The sequence below is a fragment of the Pseudomonas fluorescens genome, from assembly GCF_004683905.1.
GTDB lineage: Bacteria > Pseudomonadota > Gammaproteobacteria > Pseudomonadales > Pseudomonadaceae > Aquipseudomonas > Aquipseudomonas putida_A.
Genome location: NZ_CP038438.1, coordinates 3,070,497 through 3,095,846, shown reverse-complemented (window position 1 = coordinate 3,095,846; position 25,350 = coordinate 3,070,497). Strand labels below are relative to the sequence as shown.

At 57.8% G+C, this 25,350-nt stretch carries 28 protein-coding genes; 13 read left to right on the top strand and 15 right to left on the bottom strand.

The window, feature by feature from the left end; all coding sequences use genetic code 11:
- Positions 1–45: 45 nt before the first annotated feature.
- The 8 genes from E4T63_RS14105 to E4T63_RS14070 form a co-directional block, all read right to left on the bottom strand.
- Positions 46–2,235: an ATP-binding protein gene (locus E4T63_RS14105; RefSeq protein ID WP_135295809.1), complete on the bottom strand. Its 2,190-nt coding sequence runs from the start codon at positions 2,233–2,235 to the stop codon at positions 46–48.
- 159 nt (positions 2,236–2,394) lie between these two features.
- Positions 2,395–3,933, bottom strand: coding sequence for a cryptochrome/photolyase family protein (locus E4T63_RS14100; RefSeq protein WP_135295808.1), 1,539 nt, complete (start codon positions 3,931–3,933; stop codon positions 2,395–2,397).
- Between the two features lie 14 nt (positions 3,934–3,947).
- Complete coding sequence (locus E4T63_RS14095) at positions 3,948–4,253, bottom strand: DUF6482 family protein (RefSeq protein ID WP_047597295.1); 306 nt, start codon at positions 4,251–4,253, stop codon at positions 3,948–3,950.
- Between the two features lie 14 nt (positions 4,254–4,267).
- Positions 4,268–4,978, bottom strand: a complete 711-nt coding sequence (locus E4T63_RS14090; RefSeq protein ID WP_135295807.1) for an SDR family NAD(P)-dependent oxidoreductase — start codon at positions 4,976–4,978, stop codon at positions 4,268–4,270.
- Positions 4,975–5,517, bottom strand: a complete 543-nt coding sequence (locus E4T63_RS14085; protein WP_135295806.1) for a DUF3833 domain-containing protein — start codon at positions 5,515–5,517, stop codon at positions 4,975–4,977. Before E4T63_RS14085 ends, E4T63_RS14090 begins: the two co-directional genes overlap by 4 nt.
- A 106-nt stretch (positions 5,518–5,623) precedes the next feature.
- The gene (gene folE / locus E4T63_RS14080) at positions 5,624–6,184 is read right to left on the bottom strand and encodes a GTP cyclohydrolase I FolE (protein ID WP_135295805.1); all 561 of its coding nucleotides are present in this window, start codon (positions 6,182–6,184) and stop codon (positions 5,624–5,626) included.
- A 241-nt stretch (positions 6,185–6,425) separates the two neighbouring features.
- Complete coding sequence (locus E4T63_RS14075; protein ID WP_135295804.1) at positions 6,426–7,550, bottom strand: alkene reductase; 1,125 nt, start codon at positions 7,548–7,550, stop codon at positions 6,426–6,428.
- A 94-nt stretch (positions 7,551–7,644) separates the two neighbouring features.
- Positions 7,645–8,322, bottom strand: coding sequence for a type 1 glutamine amidotransferase domain-containing protein (locus E4T63_RS14070; RefSeq protein WP_135295803.1), 678 nt, complete (start codon positions 8,320–8,322; stop codon positions 7,645–7,647).
- Positions 8,323–8,518: 196 nt separating this feature from the next.
- On the opposite strand from E4T63_RS14070, the gene E4T63_RS14065 reads away from it, so the two are divergent.
- From E4T63_RS14065 to E4T63_RS14055, 3 genes are all read left to right on the top strand, one after another.
- A complete protein-coding gene (locus tag E4T63_RS14065) occupies positions 8,519–9,103 on the top strand; it encodes a TetR/AcrR family transcriptional regulator (RefSeq protein ID WP_007967154.1) in 585 nt (194 codons plus the stop codon).
- 43 nt (positions 9,104–9,146) lie between these two features.
- The gene (locus tag E4T63_RS14060) at positions 9,147–9,839 is read left to right on the top strand and encodes a DUF695 domain-containing protein (protein WP_245223375.1); all 693 of its coding nucleotides are present in this window, start codon (positions 9,147–9,149) and stop codon (positions 9,837–9,839) included.
- 146 nt (positions 9,840–9,985) lie between these two features.
- Positions 9,986–10,234 carry a CsbD family protein gene (locus E4T63_RS14055; protein WP_098964018.1) on the top strand — a complete coding sequence of 83 codons (249 nt, stop codon included), beginning with the start codon at positions 9,986–9,988 and terminating at the stop codon, positions 10,232–10,234.
- Positions 10,235–10,444: 210 nt separating this feature from the next.
- Here E4T63_RS14055 and E4T63_RS14050 read toward each other — a convergent pair whose 3' ends face one another.
- Entirely contained in the window at positions 10,445–11,368 is a 924-nt protein-coding gene (locus tag E4T63_RS14050; RefSeq protein ID WP_134786394.1) for a LysR family transcriptional regulator, read from the bottom strand.
- A gap of 200 nt (positions 11,369–11,568) precedes the next feature.
- Between E4T63_RS14050 and E4T63_RS14045 the strand changes: the two genes are divergently transcribed.
- Both E4T63_RS14045 and E4T63_RS14040 read left to right on the top strand, forming a co-directional pair.
- Positions 11,569–11,781 (top strand): tautomerase family protein, encoded by a 213-nt coding sequence (locus tag E4T63_RS14045; protein WP_095135811.1) that lies wholly within the window; start codon positions 11,569–11,571, stop codon positions 11,779–11,781.
- Positions 11,782–11,840: 59 nt separating this feature from the next.
- On the top strand, positions 11,841–12,554 hold the full coding sequence (locus E4T63_RS14040) for an SDR family NAD(P)-dependent oxidoreductase (protein WP_135295802.1): 714 nt from the start codon (positions 11,841–11,843) through the stop codon (positions 12,552–12,554).
- Between the two features lie 62 nt (positions 12,555–12,616).
- Here the strand turns inward: E4T63_RS14040 and E4T63_RS14035 are convergent, their stop codons facing one another.
- Positions 12,617–13,276 carry a carbonic anhydrase gene (locus tag E4T63_RS14035; RefSeq protein ID WP_095135815.1) on the bottom strand — a complete coding sequence of 220 codons (660 nt, stop codon included), beginning with the start codon at positions 13,274–13,276 and terminating at the stop codon, positions 12,617–12,619.
- A 202-nt stretch (positions 13,277–13,478) separates the two neighbouring features.
- Complete coding sequence (locus tag E4T63_RS14030) at positions 13,479–14,357, bottom strand: LysR substrate-binding domain-containing protein (protein ID WP_135295801.1); 879 nt, start codon at positions 14,355–14,357, stop codon at positions 13,479–13,481.
- 154 nt (positions 14,358–14,511) lie between these two features.
- On the opposite strand from E4T63_RS14030, the gene E4T63_RS14025 reads away from it, so the two are divergent.
- From E4T63_RS14025 to E4T63_RS13990, 8 genes are all read left to right on the top strand, one after another.
- On the top strand, positions 14,512–14,937 hold the full coding sequence (locus E4T63_RS14025) for a VOC family protein (protein ID WP_039762906.1): 426 nt from the start codon (positions 14,512–14,514) through the stop codon (positions 14,935–14,937).
- A gap of 113 nt (positions 14,938–15,050) precedes the next feature.
- Complete coding sequence (locus E4T63_RS14020; RefSeq protein ID WP_135295800.1) at positions 15,051–16,334, top strand: cation:dicarboxylate symporter family transporter; 1,284 nt, start codon at positions 15,051–15,053, stop codon at positions 16,332–16,334.
- Positions 16,335–16,453: 119 nt separating this feature from the next.
- Positions 16,454–17,557, top strand: a complete 1,104-nt coding sequence (locus E4T63_RS14015) for an alkene reductase (RefSeq protein ID WP_135295799.1) — start codon at positions 16,454–16,456, stop codon at positions 17,555–17,557.
- Between the two features lie 32 nt (positions 17,558–17,589).
- Complete coding sequence (locus E4T63_RS14010) at positions 17,590–18,333, top strand: SDR family oxidoreductase (RefSeq protein WP_135295798.1); 744 nt, start codon at positions 17,590–17,592, stop codon at positions 18,331–18,333.
- Positions 18,334–18,402: 69 nt separating this feature from the next.
- Positions 18,403–18,783, top strand: a complete 381-nt coding sequence (locus tag E4T63_RS14005; RefSeq protein ID WP_135295797.1) for a nuclear transport factor 2 family protein — start codon at positions 18,403–18,405, stop codon at positions 18,781–18,783.
- 59 nt (positions 18,784–18,842) lie between these two features.
- Positions 18,843–19,229, top strand: a complete 387-nt coding sequence (locus E4T63_RS14000) for a nuclear transport factor 2 family protein (RefSeq protein ID WP_096796037.1) — start codon at positions 18,843–18,845, stop codon at positions 19,227–19,229.
- A gap of 101 nt (positions 19,230–19,330) precedes the next feature.
- Positions 19,331–19,795, top strand: a complete 465-nt coding sequence (locus E4T63_RS13995) for an SRPBCC family protein (RefSeq protein ID WP_135295796.1) — start codon at positions 19,331–19,333, stop codon at positions 19,793–19,795.
- Between the two features lie 95 nt (positions 19,796–19,890).
- Positions 19,891–20,502 (top strand): dTMP kinase, encoded by a 612-nt coding sequence (locus tag E4T63_RS13990; RefSeq protein ID WP_135295795.1) that lies wholly within the window; start codon positions 19,891–19,893, stop codon positions 20,500–20,502.
- 183 nt (positions 20,503–20,685) lie between these two features.
- Here E4T63_RS13990 and E4T63_RS13985 read toward each other — a convergent pair whose 3' ends face one another.
- The 4 genes from E4T63_RS13985 to E4T63_RS13970 form a co-directional block, all read right to left on the bottom strand.
- A complete protein-coding gene (locus E4T63_RS13985; RefSeq protein ID WP_135295794.1) occupies positions 20,686–21,201 on the bottom strand; it encodes a cupin domain-containing protein in 516 nt (171 codons plus the stop codon).
- A 134-nt stretch (positions 21,202–21,335) separates the two neighbouring features.
- Entirely contained in the window at positions 21,336–23,738 is a 2,403-nt protein-coding gene (locus E4T63_RS13980; protein ID WP_135295793.1) for a TonB-dependent receptor, read from the bottom strand.
- A gap of 67 nt (positions 23,739–23,805) precedes the next feature.
- Positions 23,806–24,768, bottom strand: coding sequence for a FecR domain-containing protein (locus E4T63_RS13975; protein ID WP_135295792.1), 963 nt, complete (start codon positions 24,766–24,768; stop codon positions 23,806–23,808).
- On the bottom strand, positions 24,768–25,277 hold the full coding sequence (locus tag E4T63_RS13970; protein WP_135295791.1) for a sigma-70 family RNA polymerase sigma factor: 510 nt from the start codon (positions 25,275–25,277) through the stop codon (positions 24,768–24,770). The genes E4T63_RS13975 and E4T63_RS13970 overlap by 1 nt, the downstream gene beginning before the upstream one ends.
- Positions 25,278–25,350: the final 73 nt, after the last annotated feature.

Here is a 25,350-nt window from a genome sequence, read left to right as displayed (position 1 = left end):
TGGCCGCAGCCACTCTCTCTGGGATTACAGCGCCGCAACGGTCGCTCATTCGGATTTCATCGCCATCAGGTCGCTGACCCGCGCCACCAGCGTGTCGACGGCAAACGGCTTGGTCAGCACCTGCATGTCCGGGCCCAATTGACCGGCACCAATCACCGCGTTTTCTGCGTACCCGGTAATGAACAGGGTCTTCAGATTCTGGCGGATTTCCCGGCCGGCATCGGCCAGTTGCCGACCGTTCATGCCACCCGGCAAGCCGACGTCGGTGATCAGCAAGTCGATGTGTATGTCCGAGCGCAACATCTTCAGCCCGACCACACTGTCAGCGGCCTCTATCAAGGTGTAGCCGAGATCGCCGAGCACGTCTGTCAGCAGCGCACGCACCGTAGGCTCGTCGTCCACCACCAGAATTGTCTCGCCAGACTTGGGCAAGGCTGCCGGCGCGTTGTCCTTGTGATCCTGATTCGGCAGAGGCTCGCCATGGTAGCGCGGCAGATAAATGCACATCTCGGTGCCCTGGCCGACCTGCGAATGCACGCGCACCTGGCCACCGGACTGCTTGGCGAAACCGTAGATCATCGACAGTCCCAACCCGGTGCCCTGGCCCAGCGGTTTGGTGGTGAAGAACGGGTCGAAGGCCTTGGCGATGACATCGGCGGTCATGCCGGTGCCGGTATCGGTCACGCACAGGCACAGGTATTCGCCCTCGGGCATGTCCAGGGTGCGCGCCGTCTCGCAGTCCAGCGCACGGTTGGCCGTTTCGATGGTGATGCGCCCGCCATCGGGCATCGCATCGCGCGCGTTGATGCACAGGTTGAGCAGGGCGTTCTCCAACTGGCTGGCATCCACCAGCGTTGGCCAGAGCCCCGGCGCGGCGCGGGTTTCCAGAACGATGCTGGGGCCGACCGTACGCTGGATCAGCTCGGTCATGCCGGTCATCAGCGTGTTGACATCGGTCGGCCGCGGATCGAGGGTCTGGCGTCTGGAAAACGCCAGCAGACGGTGGGTCAGGGCGGCGGCGCGCTTGACCGCGCCCTGGGCGGTCACCATGTATTTGTCGACCTCATTCAGCCGGCCCTGGCTGATGCGCGCGCCCATCAACTCCAGCGCGCCGGAAATGCCGGCCAGCAAATTGTTGAAGTCATGCGCCAGGCCCCCGGTCAGTTGGCCGACGGCTTCCATTTTCTGTGACTGACGCAGTTTCTCTTCGGCCTGCATCAACTCTGCGGTGCGCGATGACACGCGCTGCTCCAGCGTATCGTTGAGCGCGCGCAACGCGGCGATGGCGCGGTCGCGCTCCGCTTCGACATTGCGCCGTTCCTCGACATCGATCAGCACGCCGGGAAAGCGCAGCGGCGTTCCATCATCGGCACACTCAACACGGCCGTTGGCCTCGATCCACTGATATTTGCCGTCTGTGCGGCGCACACGGTACTGGTGGGAGTAGGCGCCACCACGGCCGATGGCTTCGTTGATCGCGGTGGTCAGTCCATCCTGGTCTTCGGGATGCACGGTCACCATGACTTGTTCGAGGCTGAGCCCTTCGCGGCCCAGCGCCGGGTCGAGATCAAACACCCGGGCGAACGCTTCGTCCACGGCAAAGCGGTCGGTGAGCAGGTCCCAGTGCCAGGTGCCAATGATCGCACCGGCGGCGAGCGCCAGTTGCACACGCTCGACGTTCTCCCGCGCCAGCGCTTCACTGGCACGCAAACGCTCTTCGGCGTCGCGCCGCTGGGTGACGTCGTTGAACAGGATCGCGATCTGCCGGTCGGCAGGATCGCCAACACGCACCGCGCGCACGTCGAACCAGCGTTCGAAGGTGTTGGCATAATTTTCGAAATTCGCCGGCTCTCCGGTCTTGGCCACGTGGCCGTAGGTTTCGAACCAGAAGCTTTCCAGATTGGGCGCGAACTCGGTCACCCATTTGCCGCGCAGGTTGACCCCGCATTGGTGTTCGAACGCCGGGTTGGCTTCGACGAAGTAGTAATCGACGGGTTTATCGTCAGCGTCGAATTTGACCTTGACGATGGCGAACGCCGATTCGATGGTTTCCAGAATGGTGATGAAGCGAGCCTCGCTGCGGGCGAGCGCATCCCGACTGGCTTGCAGTTGCGCCGCCATGTCGCGATCGAGGTCAACGTCCTGCGTGTCGACCAGGGTGCTCTGAAGCGCCGCGCGCAATCGCCTTACCTCTGACTCAAGCGCTTCGCGACTAAGGTGTTCAAGGGTATCCATGTGACCTGCTTTATTGAATGTTCAGGGGCTGGCTTCATAGAGCGCGTAGGCACAACGCGAGCAGTGAACGTCGCGCTCGCAGGGGACTTGAGCGCCGATCATCCGTTGACCGGGCGCGCTGTGCTTAAGTTTCACCATCCGCGCAAGCGAGCGCTCATTTCAGATCGATTCGCCGTTATCCAGGCGCGCCAACAGGTTCTGCCCGCGTTGCCACAGCGCCTCCTGTCTGGCTGGCGGCATGCGGTCGAGGTTCTTGTACATCATCGCCATGCGCTGATTGCCGCGCAGTTGTTCACCGTGGCGCATCAGAAAATGCCAATACAACGCATTAAACGGGCAGGCATTGTCCGCGGTACTTTCGCTGACCTTGTAGGCGCAGCTTCGGCAGTAGTCGGACATGCGATTGATGTATTGGCCACTGGCGCAATAGGGTTTGGAACCGAGGTAACCGCCATCGGCATGCATGACCATGCCCAAGGTGTTGGGCAGCTCGACCCAGTCAAAGGCGTCCATATAGATCGCCAGATACCACTCACAGATCTGGCTCGGCGCGATGCCGGCGAGCAGGGCAAAATTACCGGTGACCATCAGCCGCTGGATGTGATGCGCGTAGGCGTGCTGCAGACTCTGGCCGATGGCCTGGCGCATGCAGTTCATCTGCGTCGCACCGGTCCAGTAGAACTCGGGCAGTGGCCGGTCGTTGCCGAATACATTGCCCAGTGCGTAGTCCGGCATTTTCAGCCAGTACACGCCGCGCACATATTCCCGCCAGCCGATCAGTTGCCGAATGAAGCCTTCGGCGGCATTCAGGGCAATCCTGCCGGCCCAATAGGCCGACTCGACGTCGCTGCACAACTGCCGCAAATCCAGCAGGCCAATATTGAGCGCAGCGCTGATGCGCGCGTGAAACAGAAACGGTTCGTCACTGGCCATGGCGTCCTGATAATCGCCGAAACCCGCCAGACCATAATCCAGAAAATACTCCCACAGCGCCTGCGCGTCGGCATGGGTGACCGGGTAGTTGAAGTCGTCGAGTGCACCGTAATGCTGACTGAAACGGGCCTTCACCAGGTCCAGCACTTCGCGGGTGATCGCGTCATTACCGAAACGGATCGGGTAGGGGGCTTTCACGCCTTTGGGCAGGGACTTGCGGTTCTCTGCATCGAAATTCCACGCGCCGCCCACCGGCGTGCCGTCGCCATTGAGCAGCAGGCGACTCTTGCGGCGCATCTCGCGATAGAAGAACTCCATTCGCAACTGCTTTTTGCCGGCGGCCCAGGCGGCGAACTCGGCGCGACTGCACAGAAAACGCGTATCGGCGTGCCAATGGATGGGCAAGCCACAGTCCCTGATCGATTGCTCCAGGCGCCAGTCCCCGCACTCGGTGACGTGCACTTCCTCGACCTGCAACCGCTGTTGCCAGCGGCGTAATTCCCCCGGTACAGAGCCGCTGTTGTGCGGATCATCCAGGGTCACGTATTCGACACGAACGCCCTGATCTCGCAGGGCCTGGGCGAAATGGCGCATGGCACTGAAGATCAGGGCAATCTTTTGCGGGTGGTGCGGCACATGGCTGGCTTCTTCCATGACCTCGACCAGCAGCACGCTGTCGCGCTCGCTATCGAGCGTCTGCACTGAAGCCAGATCAAAGGACAACTGATCGCCCAGTACCAGGCACAACCGACGGTTCTGGTTCATTCACAGTATCCGTTTCATAACGGTGTGGTCAGCGAAAACGGAATCCGCAGCTCTTCGACGGGCCCGCTATCACGCCCGCACATTTCATCGTGCACGCATTGCTGCACCAGCACGCAGGGGAATGCCGGCACAGTCTGCAGCAGGTCACGCAGATGGGTGATTGAACGCAGATGCATCGGTTTGGCCGCATCGTCGAGCAAGGTGAACTGGCCGTGATCCAGGCGGATGCGGGCCAGATAAAAACCACCTTCGAGTGACAGCAGCTCCAGCTCACGTATTTCGCTGTTGGCCGCACGTTCGGTCAGGGTTTGCAGATTCATGCTTCACTCCTTGCCTACCAGGGCAGGCGTTGTCCATCGTAGGCAAAGAACTGGCCGCTGTCGGCCGCGGTCAATTGGTCAATCAGGTTGAGTAACTGGTCAGCGGCGACATCTGCCGGACGCGCGCTGGAAGCGCCGCGAAAAGGTTGCGACAAGCCCGACACGACTGTGCCTGGATGCAAACTCAGCAAGCGGCTTTGCGGGCGGGTGCGCGCCAGTTCGATCGCCGCCGTCTTGATCAGCATGTTCAGTGCTGCTTTGGAGGCGCGATAGGCGTACCAGCCGCCCAAACGGTTGTCGCCGATGCTTCCGACCTTGGCCGAGAGCATCGCCATCGCCCCTTGGGGAGCGAGCAGCGGCAGAAAATGCCGCAACACCATTGCCGGTCCCAGCGTGTTGACTTGAAACACGGCTTGCAGCGCATCCGCCTCGATCGCGCTGTAGCTCTTTTCTGGCTTGATCCGCTCACGATGCAGCAGACCCGCAGCGTGCACGATCAACTGATAGGGCGCTTCTGCGGCCAATTCGGTGGCTGCGCTGGCGATGGTTTCCGGTTGCTCCAGATCCAGCGCCGGAACGGTGTTGCGCCCCAGCTCACGAACGCCGGCACAGCGCGGATCCTGACTGAGCTGCTGGCAAAATGCGCTACCGATAGCGCCACTGGCGCCAATCACCAGTGCGCGATAACCATCGCCCAGGGAGGCCATGCTGAACGGGCTGTTCATTGATTTTCTCCCGAGCCCTGGCGACGGAAGAACAAGGTCACCTGGCCGACTTCAACACCGAGCTTGGACATGCTGGTGCGGTTGATCAGCGTGTCCTCGTCCATCTGGTACATCCAGTCGTCCATGCTCATTTCATAGGTCGAGCCATCAACTGGCAGATTCAGGCGATAACGCCAGTGCAGCGCATTACCGGCGACCTGACCTGTGGCGACGCCCACCACATCACCCGCACGCCCGCTCCAGCGCCCCTGGCCCTCGGGCGTCAGGGTCCAGACGCGGCGTTGGCGCGTGCCGTCGCTGTACAGGAAGCGCTCATCGAGAATCAGGTTGTCGCCTTCACGATGGCTGACGATGTTGACCTCAAAGCGCTTGACCACTTCCCCGGAGCGCTTCTGAAACATCCCCCAGGCTTTCACGGGTTTGCTGAAAAAGCGTTGCAGATCCAGCGCCGGTTGCTGATCGGCATAGTGGCTGACATCCACGCTGCCGCAGCTTGCAACGCCGAGTACCAGAGCCAGTAAGAGCACAAGTCGGGCCATTGCCGTTCTCCCTGAGTGCACAGGTATGGGGGTGAAGTTGGGAATATCGTGCTTGTACAGTAGATTTATCGTGTACAGGTTTATCGCGCCTGTCGAAGGTCGGAAATCAACTTCGCCGCCCGATCAATTGCAGGAACTCCTGACGCGTCGTGGAGCTGTCGCGAAAAGCACCGAGCATCACCGAAGAGGTCATGATCGAATTCTGCTTTTCGACGCCGCGCATCATCATGCACATGTGCCTGGCTTCAATGACCACGGCCACGCCAGAGGCATCGGTGATCTGCTGAATCGCCTCGGCGATTTGCCGGGTGAGGTTTTCCTGGATCTGCAGACGGCGGGCGAACATGTCCACCACGCGCGCTACTTTCGACAGTCCCAGCACCCTGCCGGTGGGGATGTACGCCACGTGTGCCTTGCCGATGAAAGGCAGCATATGGTGCTCGCACAAGGAATAGAGCTCGATGTCACTGACGATGACCATCTCATCGCTTTGCGATTCGAACAGGGCACCGTTGGTGACGTCTTCCAGGCTCATCGAGTAGCCGTTGCACAGATACTGCATCGCTTTGGCCGCACGTTTGGGTGTGTCGAGCAGACCTTCGCGTTCGGGATTTTCACCGACACCGACGAGGATTTCGCGGTAATGGCTGGCTAGTAGTGGGTTCATTCAGGGTGCTCGCGGCAGTGCTGTGCGTGGGGGCCAATCCGTAGCGGAAGAGTTGTACGTAAAGAAGTGCTTTGTATAGGTTTTATTCAAGATAGGCGGAAAAAATCCACCTGACAATCAATCGGCAATCTTTTTTGTGCAGATGCGAAAACCTCGCAGCGCAGCGCGCGAGGTTGCGGGTATAGCGGGGGAGAAGAGGAAGCGCTCCCGGTGAGTGGGAGCGCTGTGCGAATTCGCGGAATTATTCGCTGTAGGTCGGGTAATCCACATAGCCTTCGGCATTGCCGCCGTAGACCGTCGCGGGATTCAGTGGATTGAGCGGCCAGTCATTGGCGATGCGCGCCGGCAGGTCCGGGTTGGCCATGAATGGCCGGCCGAAAGCCACCAGATCCGCCAGTCCCGATTCAAGCAATTGCACACCGGATTCAGCGTTGTAACGCCCGGCGTAGATGATCGCGCCATTGAAGGTATCGCGCACTGCACGGCGGAAGGTTTGCGGCATCGCGGGCGCGTCGTCCCAGTCCGCTTCGGCGATGGACAGGTAGGCGATGCCCACATCCTCAAGCACTTTGATCGCTTCGATGTAAGTGGTGTGCGGGTCCTCTTCGACCATGCCCAGATAGGTGCGCGCTTCATCGGTGGTGGTGAACAGCGGCGCGAAACGCACGCCGACTTTATCTTTACCGATGCACTCGGCGACACCCGACACCACTTCGCGCAGAAAGCGCAGGCGATTGTGCAGCGAGCCACCGTATTGATCGGTGCGCACATTGCTGTGGGCAGAAATGAACTGGTTCACCAGATAGCCATTGGCGCAGTGCAGTTCGATCCCGTCGAAGCCGGCGTCCATCGCATTGCGCGCCGCCTGTATATAGAGCTGAACCAGTTCCTGGACTTCATCGGTGCTCAGTGCTCGCGGCGCGGATGGCGTAACCAGTTCGCCGGCGCCCGGCGCAGTTTCGATGAACACGCTGACTCGCTCGGTGGCGATGGCGGACGCTGAAACCGGTGCCGCCCCATCAGGCTGCAGCGCGGTGTGGGACACACGGCCGACGTGCCAAAGCTGGGCGAATATCACGCCGTCCTGTGCATGCACCGCTTCGGTGACTGTGCGCCATCCGGCAATTTGCTCAGGGGTGTGAATGCCGGGAGTCCAGGCGTAGCCCTGACCGCGAGGCTCGATCTGCGTGCCTTCGGTGACCAGCAGACCGGCGCCGGCGCGTTGCTGGTAATACTCGGCCATCAATGCGTTGGCGACATTGCCCGGTTGTGTGCTGCGCTGGCGGGTGAGGGGCGGCAGGACGATGCGGTTCTTCAGGGTGTGCAGGCCCAGTTTGACGGGGGTGAAGTAAGGGCTGTTGTTCATGTGATTCCTGTTTTGGCCTTATTAGACCAGTCGACTAGTAATGCGGTAAAAAAACACCGTGCGGGATGCGCACGGTGTCTGGACGCTGGAGGGCTCAGGCCAACAGCTTCAGCAGTTTTTCGGCGACGGCTGCCGAGCTGGCCGGGTTTTGACCCGTCACCAGTTGACCATCGGTCACCACGTGAACCTGCCAGTCAGCGACCTTGGAGTAGCGGCCGCCGAGACGCTGGAATTCGTCTTCGATCAGGAACGGCACGACATCGGTCAGGCCTACAGCGGCTTCTTCAGCGTTGGTGAAACCGGTGACGTCCCGGCCTTGAATCAACGGTTTGCCATCGGCAGCCACCACGCGACGCAGAACGCCCGGCGCATGGCAGACGAAACCGTGAGGTTTGTTGCTGCGGTCGAACGCTTCGATCAGCGCAATCGAGTGTTTGTCATCGGCCAGATCCCACAGCGGGCCATGGCCACCGGGATAAAACACGGCATCGAAATCCTCAGCGCTGACATCCGCCAGGCGCCCGGTATTAGCCAGCGCCTGCTGAGCAGCAGGGTCCTTGCGGAAGCGGTCGGTTTCAGCGGTTTGCGCATCGGGCTCATCGCTTTTCGGATCGAGCGGTGGCTGGCCGCCGGCCGGCGATACCAGAGTGATCTGCGCGCCGGCATCCTTGAAGGCGTAGTAGGGGGCCGCGAACTCTTCGAGCCAGAAGCCGGTTTTCTTGCCGGTGTTGCCAAGCTGATCGTGGGAAGTCAGAACCATCAAGATTTTCATAGAGCGCCCTGTATTGGTCTGGTGTCCTCGACGGGTTCGTCTGCGACACCTCGGAAGGAGTGACGGCCACAGAATAGATTCATATTAGACCGGTCGTCTAGTAAATTTTTACGCTCGTGTTTCCGCGCCATCACTGTGGCAAACTCCTGCTCATCAGAAATATACGACTGGTCTAATGTTTGGTATTTTGCGCCCCATGAAACCGACCTACGACGATACCCGCCAACACCTGCTCGACACCGGCCACCGCATGATGGCCGAAAAGGGCTTCACCAGCGTTGGCCTGAGCGAGATCCTGCAGACCGCCGGTGTGCCCAAGGGCTCGTTCTATCACTACTTCAAATCCAAGGAACTCTACGGCCAGGCGCTGCTGGAGGACTACTTTGTCGGCTACCTGGCAGATATGGAGCGACGCCTGACTCTGCCTGGGCTCAGTGCCTATGAGCGGCTGATGGATTACTGGCAGGGCTGGCAGAACCGCTGCACCCTGGAAGGCCATGGTGATGAATGCCTGGTGGTGAAGTTGAGCGCGGAAGTCGCCGACCTGTCCGAGTCGATGCGCCTGACCTTGCGCGACGGCGCCGAGCGCATCGTTGCGCGAATTACGACGTGCCTGGAAGAAGGGCAGTTGGATAAAAGTTTGCCGCAGACTGACGCTCGGCAACTGGCAGAAACCCTCTATCAACTGTGGTTGGGGGCGAGTCTGTTGAACAAACTGCAGCGCACGGGGCAGTCGTTGCAGACGTCGATGGTGATGACCAAACAGCTTTTGCAAAGCTGAGGACCCCCACAACCCTTTCTCCCGACCCGCCAAGGAAGCGTAAATGGGCCTGCGACATACTCCTTTTTTTCACATGCCAACAGGTTGCATCTTGGCATTGGCCGGCGTGCTTCTCAGCGGCTGCTCCAGCCACACGGTGCCCCGACCTGTCGAGCGCGACCCTTGCCTCGACGCAGGCCCGGTAAACAGTCTCGGGTACGATCACTGTGTGGCTGAGCGGGATCGCCAAAGGAAGGAAGCACTTGAAGCGCTGCTTGACGATGACCCGGCTCATCTGCAGCACTTGCAAATCATCGAAATGCCCGAGAGCAAGTACCAATCTTCTGATTTCCCGGATACGCCCATCCCCATGTCCTACAGGGGAGTGGATTCGATTTCGCTGGCTGAAAAGCAAGCGCTGCCGTTCAAGGCCCGGATAGTCTGGAAATATTCTTCACCGAGCCTCCAGCCAGAGCGCCGAGACGCCCTGCAGATGGAGAAAATGCAGGTGCTGATCATGTCGGCGGTGCAGGAAAACGGGCTGGCGAAGTGGGTATGCACAGCCACCGGTGGGCAACAGCGGGAGTGGATCTTCTATACGCAAAGCGATGAGGCCTTCATCACCAAGGTACGAGCCGCTCTGGCGCAGACCGGTCCATACCCCGTCGAGTTAAAGGCACAGAGGGACGCGGCGCCCAGCGTCGGGAGGCAACCAGCACAAGACATCCGTGTCACCCCCAAATTGTGTATGGAATGAAACGCGTGCCGCGGGCGCGGCGATTACCATTTTTTCAGCACCACTGACGAGCGGCAGCCATAAAAAGTGGAACTCCAACTCCCAGCCACCAGTCAACTTTTCTGTCGAGACTCAGAGCTTCCCACTTAAACGAAGGTTTATGAATCATGAAGAGTGAACAGGTAGAAGGCGTAGCGGAAAAGTTGGCTGGCAAGGCGCAGAGCGCGGTCGGGAAACTGATGGGTGATTCGAAGATGGAAGCTGAAGGTGCCGGACATCAGGCGGCTGGACAGCTGACTAAATCCTACGGCGATGCACTGGATAACGTATCGACCTTCGTCAAAGAAAAACCGATAGCTGCAATCGCGATAGGTGCTGCGGCATTGATCCTGATAAACCGAATTTTTCGTCGCTGAGTGAGTGACCGGGTTTTTCACCAGACGTTGAAAGACAGGAAAATTGAATTAAAGGAAAGGGCCCTTAGGGGCTCTTTTTTTTAACCAGCCTTTCATGGACGTTATGGATTCAACGACATCCCGCTCAATGCGCGGGAAATGCAGTGTTCTTCTCAGTGATAGTGGATGATGTTCTGGAAGATGAGCGCGCCGCCCAATCCATCCCGTCGCTCAGTTCGCCGCCCAATCGGCTCGATACTGCAACAGGAAGTCGACGAATGCCCGAACCCGCTGAGGAACATAGCGGCCATGGGGGTAGAGCAGGGTGTAAGGCCTGGAGCGTCCATTGTAGGGCTGGAGTACCTCGACGAGGCTGCCATCGGCCAGTTCGCGCTCGACAATGAATTTGTAAGTCTGGAACAGACCCGCACTGTGTTTGGCCAGGGTAACGCCGCCCAGCACATCATCCGAGCAGCAATAACTGCCCTCAGTGAAGATCTCCCGATGTTTGCCCCCGACGTCGAACAGCCATGAGATGCGTCGACCGCTGCTCGGCAGTTCAAATTGAATGCACTCGTGAGCGACGAGGTCATCCAGTGTCGTTGGCGTGCCGGCCTTGCTCAGGTATTCAGGTGTTGCGACCACGACCAGTTGTGCGTCTTCGAGCAAGCGCGCAATCAGGGTCGAGTCCGGTTGAGCGCGAACCCGAATCGCCAGGTCATAGCCCTCCGCCACGAAGTCGATATTTCGGTTACCCAAGTGGATATCTACGCTGACGTCTGGATAAAGCGCTCGAAACTTCGGCAGAAGCGGCAAGATCCGGTGATGCCCATAGGTGGTCGGAAGACTGATACGCAGCCGCCCTGAAGGCATCGATTGAGCGCCCATGACTTCTTGCTGCGCTTCCACCAGTTGAGTCAGGGCTTGTCGACATTGTTCGTAGAACACCCGCCCCGGTTCAGTCATCCGGATGCTGCGCGTGGTTCTCACGAACAGGCGTGATCCCAAACGCTCCTCAAGACGCAAAATCGATCGGCTTACTGCCGCAGGCGTCACACCGGCGACCTGCGCGGCTGCGGTAAAACTGCCGGTTTCCGAGGCGAGGCAAAACAGCTCGATGCTGCCTAACTGCAGGTCATCAAAATGGCGCTTCATATTAATCACACCGGGTATTCGCGAAGTGCCCGAAAGCATACCGATGTCGATGATGCAGTGGCGAGGACCGGGGATCGATTCATTACACCGCGTCACAAATGAAGTAACCGCACCCGCATTTATTCATTGAAGGCAACCTCCTAGAGTTCACTCCACTGCCGCCTCCTCATGCCGATGAGGCGCGAACTGGAGACTCTCCCGTGCCTTTCATCAGCGTTCGTATCACCCGCGACGGCGTTACCAAAGAACAGAAAGCCCAGGTCATCGCCGAGATCACCAAAACCATGCAGACGGTGCTCAACAAGGATCCGCACCTGACGCACATCGTGATCGAGGAAGTCGATACCGATAACTGGGGCTACGCAGGAATAACCACTACCGAGTACCGCCAGTCGCTGGTGGAGCCCAAGTAATGACGCCATCAGGCTCGTCTGTGTGTGAAACCCCTTTCGTAAACTATTGAGGAATTATCATGAGCCATTCAAAAAAAGTCGTTGTGGTCACTGGCGCATCCCAAGGGCTGGGCGCAGGCATCGTTGAAGGTTTTCGCAAACTCGGCTATCGAGTGGTGGCGACTTCGCGTTCCATCAAACCGTCAGCGGATCCGGACATCCTGACCGTCGCCGGTGACATTGCCGATCCGGTGACTGCCGAGAAAATCATCCGCGAAGGCGTAGCGCGTTTCGGCCGCATTGACACGTTGGTGAACAACGCCGGGATCTTCCTCGCCAAACCGTTCACAGCCTATACCCGCGAAGAGTATGTAAATACTGTGGCCACCAACATGGGCAGCTTCTTCCACATGTCGCAGCAGGCGATTGCCCAGATGGAGAAACAAGGTGAGGGTGGACACGTGGTCAGCATCACCACATCGCTGGTCGATCATGCCATCGATGGGGTGCCGTCGGTGCTGGCGTCGCTGACCAAAGGTGGCATGAACGCCGCGACCAAATCCCTGGCGATCGAGTACGCCAAGCGCGGCATCCGCGTTAACGCCGTATCGCCTGGCATCATCAAGACCCCGATGCATGGCGAGGAAAATCACGCCGCTCTGGGCAGCCTGCATCCGGTCGGACACATGGGCGAGGTGCAAGACATCGTTGCGGCGGTGCTGTACCTGGACAGCGCCAACTTCGTCACTGGCGAAATCCTGCATGTCGATGGCGGCCAAAGCGCCGGTCACTGATGAAGAAAGCGAGTCGACAAGAAGCCGCCCCAGGCGGCTTCTGCCTTACTTATCTGTCGCCATCACATCTGTTTGCCGTTACGCGCAGCGATCGCAACGGTGGTCGGCGAATCAGCCAGTGACACGAATTTGCGGGTCGCGCCATCCAGAGCATCGATGCATCCCGCTTCGATGTCGTAGACCCAGCCGTGCAGATTCATGCGTCCCTGCTCAAGCGCCAGGGCCACCGATGGATGCGTCCGCAGATTCGCCAGTTGCGCGATCACGTTTTCCCGCACCAGACCATCAAGCTTGGCGCGGGGGGTGTCGAACTCATGTGCTGCGTTAATCGCTTTCGCGGCGTCCGAGTGACGTAGCCAGTTAGCAACCGCCGGAAGATGGTCCAGGCACGTGCAGCGTGAAATCGCGCCCATCGCCCCGCAGTCCGAGTGGCCGCAGATCACAATATCCTGTACCCCGAGCACGGCGACCGCATACTCGACGGTCGCCGACACGCCACCCGGTTCAGGGCCGTAAGACGGCACAATGTTGCCGGCGTTACGAATAACGAACAGTTCGCCCGGCTCGCGCTGCGTAAGGAGTTCCGGCACCACACGGCTGTCCGAGCAGGTGACGAACAACGCCTTTGGATTCTGTTCTGTCGCGAGCTGCTTGAACAGCTCGACGCGTTGCGGATAAACCTCGCGCTGAAAGCGCAGAAAGCCGTCAATAATGTCCTGCATGAAGTCCTCCAAACCCGAAAAGCAGATGTGGGCACGAGCACTCGATATGCCTTCGCGCCGCTGTGGTCGGCATTATTGCAGACGTCGCAGGTGTTGGCAGTAGTCGTGCAAGATGCACTTCGAGCCAAGTGATGTCGGCGACGAAGCTCTGGCATTGCTGGCGTCGTCGCTGCGCAGCATTTCGATCCGCGCTTGGCGACTATTATTCTGCAACGGCGGTTACCTGATCACTTATAAGCTGAGCCAAAATTCGCACAGGCTCGGTGAAACTCTGTCGAGATCGATGTACCAGCCCGATATCCCGGTGAAAGGTGTGTTGTCCCAAATCGATCGCTCGTACACCTTCGGGCCATTCCTGATGGGGCTCTGTCTGTGGCACCAGCGCTATGCCTACACCTTTTTCCACCAGTTTGATGATGGCCTCCAGTTCATCCAGTTCGCAAACTTCCTGCAAGGTGAAATGCATCTGTCGCAGGAAACGATCAACCTGCCGGCCGCCAAAAGATGATCGGTCATAGCGAATGAATGGCTGGCTGGACAGCAGTTCCGACCAGTCTTCTCCCTCCAGCTCGCGTGGCACGATCAGTCGGTAGGGCTCTCGCGCCAGCGTCGTCCAGCGCAGGTCACTTTGAAGAGAGAAAGGCGGTCGAATGATGACAGCCATGTCGATTTCGCCGGCGTCTACGAGGTTCACCATCTCCATTGAAAGCCCTGGAATGACACGTGTGCGGCATTGCGGACACTGCTGGTGAAACTTCGCCAGCGCATCGGGCAAATAGGAACGTTGCACGGATGCGATCGCACCGATGTTGATGAGTATGTTGGTAGGTTGGCCCTGCGCAGTGGAACCCAGATTGTCGTATAGCCTGAGTAACTCCTGCGCCTGCAGAAGTATCTGGTGACCCATTTTGTTCAGATGGGCCGAACGTCCTTTCCTGTCGAAAATCTCAAAACCGAGTTCGGTTTCCAGGCGCTGAATCTGCGCGCTGACAGCGGCCTGGGTCAGGCCGATTTTGTTCCCGGCAGCGGCGAATGTGCCTTCCCGCGCCACCGCAATGAGTGTTTTCAGTTCTTTGATCATTCACAAATATTAATTGTGTTTCTGAGAAATATATATTGATTTTTATGTTTGGTTTTCCGTCCTAGGATGTTTTCCATCCCCGGCACCGGCTGAACCCAGAGAGTTGATGACGGTGGAAATGTTCGCCAACCAACAAAAAATATTTGGAGTTCTGATGAGCCTCTCGCCATTTCACCTCGCGATCCCTGTTTATGACCTGGCTGCGGCGCGCACCTTCTACGGTGAGGTCTTTGGTCTTGAAGAAGGGCGCTCCAGCACGCAATGGGTCGATTTCGATTTTTATGGTCACCAACTGGTGATCCACGAACATCCGAAAACAGCCTCACAAGAGAGCGTTCACAGCAACCCGGTCGACGGACACGATGTCCCGGTTCCGCACTTCGGCATCATTTTGGGTTGGGAACAATGGGAAGCGCTGGCCGAACGTCTGAAGTCGTTTGGTACCGAGTTTGTGATCGAACCGTACATTCGGTTTAAAGGCCAAGTAGGCGAGCAAGCCACCATGTTTCTCTTTGACCCGTGCGGCAACGCTCTTGAATTCAAGGCGTTCAAGGATATGAGCCAGCTCTTCGCTAAATAGGAACACGCATGGCACAACCCGTTTGTGCCATTCGATCTCAAGTGAGCTGGAAGCTCATGACTCTAGCAACTGCGAATAGACGCAGACCTTTCATTCCAACAAGAAGGCTAGACATGAAACGTATTCCCTTGGTGTGGCAAATCGTTGCCGGGCTATTGCTTGGCGTGCTTGCAGGTTGGTACTTCAATACGCATCCGCACTATCAGACATGGGTGAGTGCGGAGATCCTCAAACCGCTCGGTGACATCTTTATCAAGATGATGAAGATGGTGGTTGTTCCGATCGTGTTCTGTTGCATGATTTTGGGGATCGCGGGCGGCGGTGACAGCAAATCGTTCGGGCGTATGGGTGTGAAGTCGCTCGGCTACTTCTTTGCGATTACCGCGCTGGCCATCGTCATAGGCCTGTGTTTTGCCAACCTCTTCGAACCAGGACGAGGAACCGATATTTCAGGCCTTTCGCATGGCGCTGCATCGATCACGCTTGAGCCGTCCAAAGGGGCGCTGGTGATTTTGCAGAACATCGTTCCAGACAACGTGATAGTGGCAATGTCAGAAGCGAAGTTGCTGTCGGTACTGTTCTTCGCTGTGCTGTTGGGGCTGGCGTTGAATGCTTTGCCCAAAGACAAAAGCGCGCCATTTATTGCGGTTGTTCAGAGCCTTTCCGATGCGATGTTCAAGGTGGTTTCCATTGTGATGGCCTACGCGCCGATAGGGGTGTTTGGCATGATCGGCGCGACCGTCGCGACGTTTGGTTTTGCCTCGCTGCTGCCGCTGCTCAAGTTGATTGGGGTGGTGTATCTGGCGCTGATGGTGTTCGCTTTAGTGGTACTGGGTGGCATTTGTTATTTGATTGGCGAAAACATCTTCAAGTTGATCCGCTACTTCCGTAATGAGTTGATTCTGGCGTTTTCCAGTGCCGCCTCAGCCGCCGTCATGCCGCAACTGATGACCAAACTGGAAAGCTACGGTGTACCGCGTCGGATCGTCAGTTTTGTGGTGCCGGTGGGGTATGCGTTCAATCTCGACGGCGCATCGATTTTTCTCGGTGTGGCGACCATTTTTGTGGCGCAACTCTATAGGATCGACCTGTCTCTGTCACAGCAGATTCTGTTGGTCGTGACGATGGTACTGACCTCGAAGGGCACCGCAGGTGTGCCTGGGTTTGCAATCGTGATCTTGTCAGCCACCTTGGCCTCTGCCGGTCTTCCGTTGGAAGGTGTGGCATTGATCGCCGGCATTTTCAGGATTATCGACAGCGGCACCACCACGCTCAATGTACTGGGCAATGCGATTGCGCCGCTGGTTATCAGCAAGTGGGAGAAAGTCGCGCTAGAGCCCTCACGAACGGGTCATACAGACGACCACCTGTGTGACCAGGTGCAACGCTGCCGGTAACAGTCGTGAACACGATGGCAGCTTTTGAAACAGCATTATCACCAGCAAACGCCTGCTGACAGAGGGGCGTATTTTTTTAACCTTCCACTAGACGACCGGTCTATTCAGTCGAGGATTTTATGACGGCTAACACGTTTGATACCGACCTCTTTTCGCCCATGCAAATGGGCGCACTCCAATTGGCTAACCGAATTGTCATGGCACCTGTGACACGCAGCCGAATGGCCGAAGACGGCGTACCGAATGAAATGCACGCGACTTACTACGCCCAGCGCGCCAGTGCAGGCTTGATCATCGCCGAAGCGACCAATATTTCTCCCCAGGGGCGGGGTTACGCCATGACCCCGGGTATCTGGTCGGAGGCACAGGTAGCTGGCTGGAAAAAAGTCACTGACGCGGTGCACGCGGCGGGGGGCAAAATCGTCAGTCAGTTGTGGCACGTGGGGCGCTTTTCGAGTGTCGAGCTACAACCCGACGGAGAAGCGCCAGTAGCGCCTTCGGCGATCAAGGCCGAAGGCAGCACCTACACCGAGAAAGGCTTTGTCGAGGTGTCGATGCCTCGCGCACTGGAAACCTCGGAGATCCCTGGAATCATCCAGCAGTACAAACTGGCCGCAGAGAATGCCCGGCGAGCCGGTTTCGATGGTGTGGAAGTGCATTCCGCCAACAGCTATCTGCTTGACCAGTTCCTGCGCGATTCCACCAATCAACGCACTGACCCATATGGCGGCTCCATCGAGAACCGGGCTCGACTGACGCTGGAAGTCACCGCAGCCGTGATTTCGATCTGGGGTAGCGATCGGGTCGGTATTCGCCTCTCGCCAGTCACACCCGATGCCGGAAATACACCTCCCGACAGCAATGTCATGGCGACTTACGGTTACCTGATTCAGCAGCTCAATCAATTCAATCTGGCTTATCTGCATTTTGTCGAAGGCGCCACGGCGACCTCCCGCACGGTCCCGGAAGGCGTGGATCTGGACGCACTGAGTGCGCAGTTCGAAGGGCCATTCATCGGCAATAACAACTACGACCTGCCGATGGCGCTAGAGCGTCGTGCGCAGGGGCGGATCGATGCGGTGGCGTTTGGTCGTTTGTTCATTGCCAACCCCGACCTCGTGGAGCGCTTGCGTCGCGGGATCGAGCTCACCATCGCGCCACGCGAGAGTTACTACGGCGGCGGTGCCAAGGGTTACATCGACTGGCCAACCGCGAACGCCTGAACGACGGCATTTATCGATAAGAGGTAATGAGCATGAATTATCTGCAAAACAAGGTAGCCATCGTCACCGGCGCGTCTTCCGGCATCGGCGCCGCCACCACCCGCGCGCTTGTCGCCCAAGGCGTGCGCGTAGTGGCCGCTGCACTGGATGAACAGGGTCTGGAAAGCTTTGTCGCCGAGTTGCGGGCGGGCGGTAACGAAGTGGTCGCTTTTACCACCGACGTGACTCAGGCGCATCAAACTCAAGCGCTCGCGCAATTTGCGCATGAGACCTACGGCACCGTAGACATTCTGGTGAACAACGCCGGGCTGATGCTTTTTTCCAACTGGGTCGACCTGGCGGTACAGGACTGGGAAAAGATGATCGACGTGAATATCAAAGGCTACCTCAACACTACGGCGGCGGTGCTGCCTTTCATGCTGGAGCGCAAGTCCGGGCAGATTCTCAATATGGACTCTGTTGCCGGTCATCAGGTCGGACCGGCGGCGGGTGTTTACAGCGCAACAAAATTTTTCGTTCAGGCCATGACCGAGTCCATGCACAAGGAGCTCGGTGTGCAGCACGGCATCCGCGTCAACACGGTCAGCCCGGGTGTCATCAATACCGGCTGGGCCGACAAGGTCAGTGATCCTGAAGGGCGCAAGGCTGCCCAAGCGCTCAACCGAGTTGCCATCGCCCCCGACGATATCGCGGGTGCCGTGATTTACGCGCTCAACCAACCGGAAAACGTCACCGTCAACGACTTGATCATCTCGCCGACGCGCCAGGATTGGTGACTGTTTACCGAGCCTCGTCCGTAAACCTTCCTTGCTTTCTTCAGCCATTTACTAACTCAGGAATACCTCATGTCCACTTCAACTTATGTTCAGGAATACAACGCAATCGTCGACGTGCTCAGCCAGTACAACGAAGGTGGTGCCAAAGCTGACAGCGCCTTGATGAAGCCCGCATTCAACCAGCAGGCCACCATGTTCGGGGTCAACGAAGGCAAGCTCGTCGGCGGTGCGATCCAGAACCTGTACGACGTCATCGATAACGCGTTCCGCCCATCTCCGGAAGCGCAAGCAGCGATCGTTCGCATCGACATCGTAGGCTCGGCAGCCAGCGCCCGGGTCGACACCGACAATGTTTCAGGATTTCGTTTCACCGATTTTTTCAACCTGCTGAAGGTTGAAGGTCAGTGGACGATTGTCAGCAAGATCTACCACACCCACCCAAGCGCCTAAGCCGTTGAATGCAATTGGCGAGGTGCGTCGCGCCTCGTCCTTACTGGAAGAACAGACCCATGTCGAAAAACATCAAGGCAGTACCCACCGCTGAGTACAACGCTGTCATCGCCATTGCCAATCAGTATGTTGAAGGGCTGCGTGTGGGCAGTGCACAGAGCGTTGCGCAGGCGTTTCATAAAGACGCTGTGATGTACGGATTCACCAATGGTGAACTGCTGGGCGGCCCGATCAGGAATCTGTTTGATTTCGTAGAGAAGAACGGCGATGCCCCGAACATCATCACCCGACTCGACGTGCTGGCGATCACGCCAACCACCGCCGTGGTTCGTGTCGACATGGAACAGGATGCAATCGGCGCTGATTACAACGATTACCTGACCCTGATCAAAATCGACGGGGCCTGGAAGGTCATTGCCAAGGTTTATCACCAGTTCGAAGGTTGAGCGTCTTCCGATCCCGGTTGATCCATACCGGGACCGGAGTTCATCCACCTGACGTGCGCAGAGGTCAGGTTCGAAAGCAGTTGATTTTGAGGGTGTACACGATGCCGCTAGTTGAGTTCTCCGCTGTTCTGGACAGCGATATAGCGCACGCCTGGAGCGTGTTGAAGAGGTTTGGTGAGATTGGTAAATGGCATCCCTCCATTTTGGAAAGCAGCATTGAGGACAACCAGCCCGATGGATTGGTTGGCTGTATTCGCAAACTCACGTTGGTCGACGGTGCGGTGGTCAGGGAGCGTCTTTTGTCGGTAGATGATCGCAATACGATGCTGTCTTATCGCTTCGAGGAGGCTCCGTTACCGTTGGACAACTATGTAGCTACTGTTCAATTAGCCTCGCTGACTGGACAGTCAAAGACGTTCATCCGTTGGTCTGCAAGCTTCGATCTGCAAGATCTCACTACTGCCGAACACTATGAGGCGCTTGTTAGAGGACTGATCGTAGACGGCCACAACAGTCTCCAGTCATTTCTCCAGCAACAAGCTGAGGAGGGCGGTGAAGTAGGGTGAGGGCAGGGCCATGCCATTGGAAATGACAATTCAGCCATTGGAATGCCAGGAATGCGGTTAGAGTACCCCTCCGTAAATCCATCGTTATGTGAACAATGAATCGTCCGCTGTTTGTTTCTCTGGATGGCCCCAAAGGCACCGGCAAAACCACGCTGTTGGAGGCCGTTACGAAGCTGCTAAGGGCCGGCAACAGGAAAGTCATCCGGCTCTGCGAGAGAAAAAGCGATCCTTTCCGGGGTGAAACCATGGCCCTGATCAACACGCTAGCCAGAAATCCTTCCCGGGATCTGGAATGGGCTGTGTGCCAGCGCCTGGCTGATAGTCGGCGCTGGATTTCCCGACACGTACTGACGCAGCAGCCGCTGGACAGCATTATCCTGATCGATCGCTGGTATCCGTCAGATGCCGCGTTTCGCCGAACCATCCCGTTTGCCGAGATTCTCCAGTTGAACCTGGATCAAGACGTGCGCGTGCCGGATCTGCATGTTGGCGTCGTCACCGATCCGGATATTTCATGGGCAAGGGCTGCGACAAGATCGCGAGGATTGGGCGGCACTGTGATTCAGAAGTACGCAGAGCATTTGTCGTGTACGGAGATGTTCGAGCAAGCGGTCAAGGAGCACGGTTGGGTTCTGTGCCGTAATGAGGGAACAATCGAAGACACTACGATGCAGGTGGTTTCTGAGATTTATAGGGTGCTGGGGTGATTGTTGGAGTGGAGACAGATGTTGGTGCAGGAAGGCGCGTAGCGTAATACGTGATTTAACATAATATACATTACACGTAACAAGATGTTTCAGGATTAGCCCGGTTGCACGCCAGATTTCAATCCAGAGTTTTACCCTGAGTCCTCTTTTCAAAACCTCGGCCTTGCCTGCAATTGGCGACCTTCAATCAGCATCCCGCGTCAGTTTTTCAATCAGCATCCGGTGCTGTGGAAATCGCGCAATCAGTTTGCGTCGATCACCCATCTCCATATCCGCAAAATCAAATCCCGGCGACACGGCCTCGCTGATCAAGCCAAATCCATGTTCTCCCTCGAGCAGTCGCGAAGCTTTCCAGATTCCGCCAGGCACGTGCATTTGCAGATGCTGTCCCACCAGAATGTCGTTGCCCATTACCAGCGTTTCCAGCGAGCCGTCAGCATGGATCATGCTGTACTCGATGGGATCGCCCAGATGGAAAAAATGCACAATGTCGGAATGATTGAAATGAAACTGGCCCACTGGTGATTGCTCGGTCAACAGGTAGTAAATCGATGTCATCAGGTACCGTGGGCCACCGACGGTATCGAGCATCTCTCTATGATCGGCCTGATAGGTTCTGCGAAAATAACCGCCTTCCACGTGAGATTGCAGATCCAGCGTCTGAATCAAGGCCTGTGCGTTTACTGTGCGTTGAGACATGGTCTGCTCCGGTGGATGGCGGCTTATTTTACGATAGCTCTACTAAACGGCTATTTAGTGTAGTTAACAGTAGATCGCTGAATTTAGAAGATTTTACCCTCCTTTTAAGTGACCCTTTTATTCAAGAAAGCAATTCAGAAATCCACCGTTGCCGATAGCAGATAAGTCCGTGGCGTCGAAAGAGTCAAACCGGGTTCACTGTCATCTGATGCGCCCGCCGAACTCCAATAGCGTTTATCCAATACGTTCTCGACATTGGCGCGTACGGTGATGGTCTTGTCGTCCAGTTTAAAGGCGTAACGCGTCCCCACGTCGAATCGCTCCCATGAGTCGATTTCCTTCTGGTTGGACTGATCCAGATACTGCGAACTCGAATAGATTCCACGGCCTGTCAGCGTCAGCCCCTGCATATTGGGTACATCCCACTCTGCGCCGAGATTGACGTTGTATTTGGGTGTCGCGGGCGCGCGGTTACCGTCAAAGGTTCCATTGGTGGTCTGGGTCAGTTCGCTGTCGATGTACATCACGCCGCCGAGCAATCGAAACCCTTTGAACGGCTCGCCGAACACACTCAATTCCACACCATCGTTCTGTCGTTTGCCGTTCGGGCCGAAGACTCGTGTCGAGGCGTTGGTTTCATAAGCAGGCTGCTTGATCCGGAACACAGACGCTGTAAGTGCATACGAACCCGCGTCATATTTGGCCCCGACTTCGACTTGTCGGCTGATAAAAGGCGGGAAGATTTCATCCTCGTTGATCGACGTCGATGGCGCAATTTTCCCTTGGCTGAGGCCTTCCATGTAGTTGGCGTAGAGCGAGAGCTTGTCCGTCGCCTTGAACAGAATGCCGCCCGATGGCGAGAGTTTTTCTTCGTCATAGGCTGTGTCGCCCTTCACATCATCGCTCCAGTCGTCGACTTGAACCCTTTGCCAGCGAGCACCAAGGGTCAGCAACAGGCGATCATCGAAGAACCCCAGCGTATCGGACAGTGCGACGCCGCTGAAGCGGTTTTCCGTGTAGACCCTGGCGTCGTAGCGTGTTGGCGTGCGCGGCTTTGCGGTTTCCACCGGGTCATACAGATTGCTGCGCCCTGCCGCATACCGCGCGCCACCATTTTCGAAATCCATGTAGAAGTAGCTGGCCGCCAGATTGACCTCGTGGCTGACTGAACCGGTATGGAACCAGTTGCGCACACCTGCCGTGGCGGTCCGGACATTTTCGTCACGGGTGAAATCCCGCGGTTGAACAGTGAAGTCGCCGGCGTCGTTGGTCACCGACACCGCATGCCGAAGGAAATCGTGGTTACTTTTACGGGCGCCGACGCCGCCATACAACATGACCGAATCGCTGACGTCGAACTCGCCATTGAGCGTACCAAACGTATCTTTGGTTCGCGCCTGGCTCCAGGGTTGCGCGTAGTTGTCGCGCACATCATCAGCATCCGGAACTTTCGCGTTTGCACCGACCTGCACACGTTCTTGCGGTGCATCGGTATCGCGCTCGGTGTGACCGATATCGGTGGAAAGCCGCAGGCGCTCACCGCGAAAATCCAGGCCCAGCACTGCCATGTCGCGATCGACGCTCTGGTGATCCCATTCAGTGTCACCCGATTGTTTGACGCCGTTGAAACGCAGGCCGAACTGGTTGTCCTCACCAAAGCGACGGCCGATGTCGACGGCGCCGCCGAGCTGATTGTTCGAGGCGTAACTGGCCGTCAGCGATGTATTCGGCTGATCGCCGGCGCGCTTGGGCACCACGTTGATCCCCCCTCCTACACTGCCCCGCGGCGAAATCCCGTTGATCAGTTGGCTCGGGCCCTTGAGGATGTCGACGCGCTCGGCCATTTCCATGTCGATCGTGTAAGTCGGCAAGACACCGTAGAGGCCGTTATAGGCCACGTCGCTGTTGAACAGACTGAAACCGCGGATGGTGAATTGCTCATAACGGCCGCCTGCCGGGTTGGTCGCACGCACCGAGGGATCGCTGGCGATCACGTCGCCCAGAGTGCGGGCCTGCTGGTTTTTCACCGTTTCGCTGGTGTAGGTGGTCATGCTGAACGGGGTCTCCATGAAATCCCTGGAACCCAGCAGTCCTTGCGAACCACGGCGCGCCACCTGGCCACCGGCAAAAACCTCTGAATCCGTGCCACCCGTCGATCCAAGAATCGAAGTGGCTGCCAGTTCCAGACTGCCGCCGTCTGGCGCAGGAATGACTGTGTAAGCGCGGTCGCCCGCCGGTTGCAGCTGTAGACCGGACCCCAGCAACAACCGGGTAAAGCCCTCCTCCACGCCAAACTCACCCGACAAACCATTGCTGTTGCGCCCGCTGACCAAGGCCGGATCTACCGACAGATTGACCCCGGCCAGTCCGGCAAAACGGGTCAGCGCAGCACCCAGGCTGCCGGCAGGCACCTGATAAGCGCGGCGGTCGGCGCTTTCCGCCCAACTGTTGGGGATCAACACAGGGCTGGCACTCAGGCTCAACAAAAGGCTCAACTGCAACAACGGACGCAAACGACCTGGAAATACTGCAGGCATAGGAAAAAGCTCTCGATTTGGTTCACTTGCCTGGAATGACCAGCGAGGCGAAAAAAAGGGACAGGTCTCAGACTGTTTTTTTGGACTGGGACAATTTTCGCGGAACGAGAGAGACCCAAAAGCGCGTGCGTTGCTGCACGTCGATCGGCAGGCTGGCCGCCAACAGTGAGAGCACTTGATCGGTGTTATCCAGGCGAAAACTGCCGGTGATGCGCAGCGCCTCCAGCTCCGGATCCCAGCGCAGCACGCCTGGGCGATAACGGCTCAATTCGCGCAGAAAATCCCCCAGCGGCTGGTTTTGCGCCATCAATACACCGTCGCGCCAGCTCGGCATCGATGCGTCAAACGCTCGGACAGCACCCGCGCCAGAAGCCTGCAGCCTGATCTGCTGGCCCTGATTGAGGACCAGCGCCGGCCCGCTTGACGGTTGCAACTGCACCGAGCCACGGACCACCGACACATTGCAGTCACGCTCATTGAGACGCACGCAAATCTCACTGTGACTGACGATGATTCGCCCGTACGGCACATTGATGATCAGGGCTGAGTTGCCTGGTACATCAAGGGCCATCTCTCCTCGCACCAGCGTCAGCTGACCGGCAGCAAGATCCACATTGACGGCACTGTCGGTATTGAGCTGCAACGAACTGCCATCGGCGAGTGGCAATGTCTTGTGTTCACCCGTGCCCGTCTGCAAATCCGCGCGCCAGACATCCAGCGGCAGTTGCCGACTGATCAGCCAGGCAGCCGGCACCAGTGCCGCGATACCAAGCGCGCGTTTCAGCACGGCCCGACGCGTTGCGTCCGGACGATCCAGCGTAGCCATGGCCAGCGCAGAAGGCAGAGCGGAAAACCGTTCGCGCAAGCGCTGGATTTTCTGCCACGCGTGTTCATGCCGGCTATCGCCGTTACGCCAGGCCTGCAATTGCGCATGATCGTCAGCGCCCGCTTCGCCGGACTCCATCAACGCCAGCCATTGCGCGGCGGCGCGGGCGACCTCGCGGGCTTCATCACTGGGGGCAACGCGCATCAAAGCTCCACCAGCAGACAATGCTCGTAGGCCTGCGCCATGTAACGTTTGACGGTGCGCTCGGACACCTGCAAGCGCTCGGCGATTTCGCGGTAACCGAGGCCTTCAAGCTGACTCCACAAAAACGCTCGACGCACTGCTCGGGGCAACCCATCGAGCAACTCATCCAGCGCTTGCAGGGTTTCCAGCAGCAGCCAACGCTGCTCGGGCGATGGCACGCACTCCTCCGGCAGTTGCGCGAGGGCTTCGAGGTAGGCTTTTTCCAGACTGCGGCGGGTGTAGAAGTTGCTCAGTAGACGCTTGCCCACGGTCAGCAGATAGGCGCGGGGCTCACGCATGTCGGCAATCGGTTGCGCGCTGCACAGCACACGCAAGAAGGTGTCCTGGCTCAGATCCGCCGCATCCCAAGCGTTGCCCATGCGTCGACGCAGCCAGGTTTCCAGCCAGCCTCGGTGATCGCGGTACAGCGCGTGCAGGCTCTGCTCAGACGGCGTGGCGGCTTCAATCATCTCAAGAGACCCTGCGCGAAGTTGGATTCAAATGAGACTGATTCTATTTAACTTCGCTTGGGACACAAAGATC

Excerpts from the sequence above, each read along its gene's own strand:
- folE (WP_135295805.1), bottom strand. The coding sequence starts at position 6,184 with ATGAACCCACTACTAGCCAGCCATTACCGCGAAATCCTCGTCGGTGTC.
- E4T63_RS13985 (WP_135295794.1), bottom strand. The coding sequence starts at position 21,201 with ATGTCTCAACGCACAGTAAACGCACAGGCCTTGATTCAGACGCTGGAT.
- E4T63_RS14070 (WP_135295803.1), bottom strand. The coding sequence starts at position 8,322 with ATGAAAATCTTGATGGTTCTGACTTCCCACGATCAGCTTGGCAACACC.
- E4T63_RS14000 (WP_096796037.1), top strand. The coding sequence starts at position 18,843 with ATGTCGAAAAACATCAAGGCAGTACCCACCGCTGAGTACAACGCTGTC.
- E4T63_RS14095 (WP_047597295.1), bottom strand. The coding sequence starts at position 4,253 with ATGAATCTGCAAACCCTGACCGAACGTGCGGCCAACAGCGAAATACGT.
- E4T63_RS14020 (WP_135295800.1), top strand. The coding sequence starts at position 15,051 with ATGAAACGTATTCCCTTGGTGTGGCAAATCGTTGCCGGGCTATTGCTT.
- E4T63_RS14075 (WP_135295804.1), bottom strand. The coding sequence starts at position 7,550 with ATGAACAACAGCCCTTACTTCACCCCCGTCAAACTGGGCCTGCACACC.
- E4T63_RS14050 (WP_134786394.1), bottom strand. The coding sequence starts at position 11,368 with ATGAAGCGCCATTTTGATGACCTGCAGTTAGGCAGCATCGAGCTGTTT.
- E4T63_RS13975 (WP_135295792.1), bottom strand. The coding sequence starts at position 24,768 with ATGCGCGTTGCCCCCAGTGATGAAGCCCGCGAGGTCGCCCGCGCCGCC.
- E4T63_RS13990 (WP_135295795.1), top strand. The coding sequence starts at position 19,891 with ATGAATCGTCCGCTGTTTGTTTCTCTGGATGGCCCCAAAGGCACCGGC.
- E4T63_RS14065 (WP_007967154.1), top strand. The coding sequence starts at position 8,519 with ATGAAACCGACCTACGACGATACCCGCCAACACCTGCTCGACACCGGC.
- E4T63_RS13980 (WP_135295793.1), bottom strand. The coding sequence starts at position 23,738 with ATGCCTGCAGTATTTCCAGGTCGTTTGCGTCCGTTGTTGCAGTTGAGC.
- E4T63_RS14035 (WP_095135815.1), bottom strand. The coding sequence starts at position 13,276 with ATGCAGGACATTATTGACGGCTTTCTGCGCTTTCAGCGCGAGGTTTAT.
- E4T63_RS14085 (WP_135295806.1), bottom strand. The coding sequence starts at position 5,517 with ATGGCCCGACTTGTGCTCTTACTGGCTCTGGTACTCGGCGTTGCAAGC.
- E4T63_RS14060 (WP_245223375.1), top strand. The coding sequence starts at position 9,147 with ATGGGCCTGCGACATACTCCTTTTTTTCACATGCCAACAGGTTGCATC.
- E4T63_RS14040 (WP_135295802.1), top strand. The coding sequence starts at position 11,841 with ATGAGCCATTCAAAAAAAGTCGTTGTGGTCACTGGCGCATCCCAAGGG.
- E4T63_RS14010 (WP_135295798.1), top strand. The coding sequence starts at position 17,590 with ATGAATTATCTGCAAAACAAGGTAGCCATCGTCACCGGCGCGTCTTCC.
- E4T63_RS14015 (WP_135295799.1), top strand. The coding sequence starts at position 16,454 with ATGACGGCTAACACGTTTGATACCGACCTCTTTTCGCCCATGCAAATG.
- E4T63_RS14055 (WP_098964018.1), top strand. The coding sequence starts at position 9,986 with ATGAAGAGTGAACAGGTAGAAGGCGTAGCGGAAAAGTTGGCTGGCAAG.
- E4T63_RS14005 (WP_135295797.1), top strand. The coding sequence starts at position 18,403 with ATGTCCACTTCAACTTATGTTCAGGAATACAACGCAATCGTCGACGTG.
- E4T63_RS13995 (WP_135295796.1), top strand. The coding sequence starts at position 19,331 with ATGCCGCTAGTTGAGTTCTCCGCTGTTCTGGACAGCGATATAGCGCAC.
- E4T63_RS14090 (WP_135295807.1), bottom strand. The coding sequence starts at position 4,978 with ATGAACAGCCCGTTCAGCATGGCCTCCCTGGGCGATGGTTATCGCGCA.
- E4T63_RS14100 (WP_135295808.1), bottom strand. The coding sequence starts at position 3,933 with ATGAACCAGAACCGTCGGTTGTGCCTGGTACTGGGCGATCAGTTGTCC.
- E4T63_RS14105 (WP_135295809.1), bottom strand. The coding sequence starts at position 2,235 with ATGGATACCCTTGAACACCTTAGTCGCGAAGCGCTTGAGTCAGAGGTA.
- E4T63_RS14025 (WP_039762906.1), top strand. The coding sequence starts at position 14,512 with ATGAGCCTCTCGCCATTTCACCTCGCGATCCCTGTTTATGACCTGGCT.
- E4T63_RS13970 (WP_135295791.1), bottom strand. The coding sequence starts at position 25,277 with ATGATTGAAGCCGCCACGCCGTCTGAGCAGAGCCTGCACGCGCTGTAC.
- E4T63_RS14030 (WP_135295801.1), bottom strand. The coding sequence starts at position 14,357 with ATGATCAAAGAACTGAAAACACTCATTGCGGTGGCGCGGGAAGGCACA.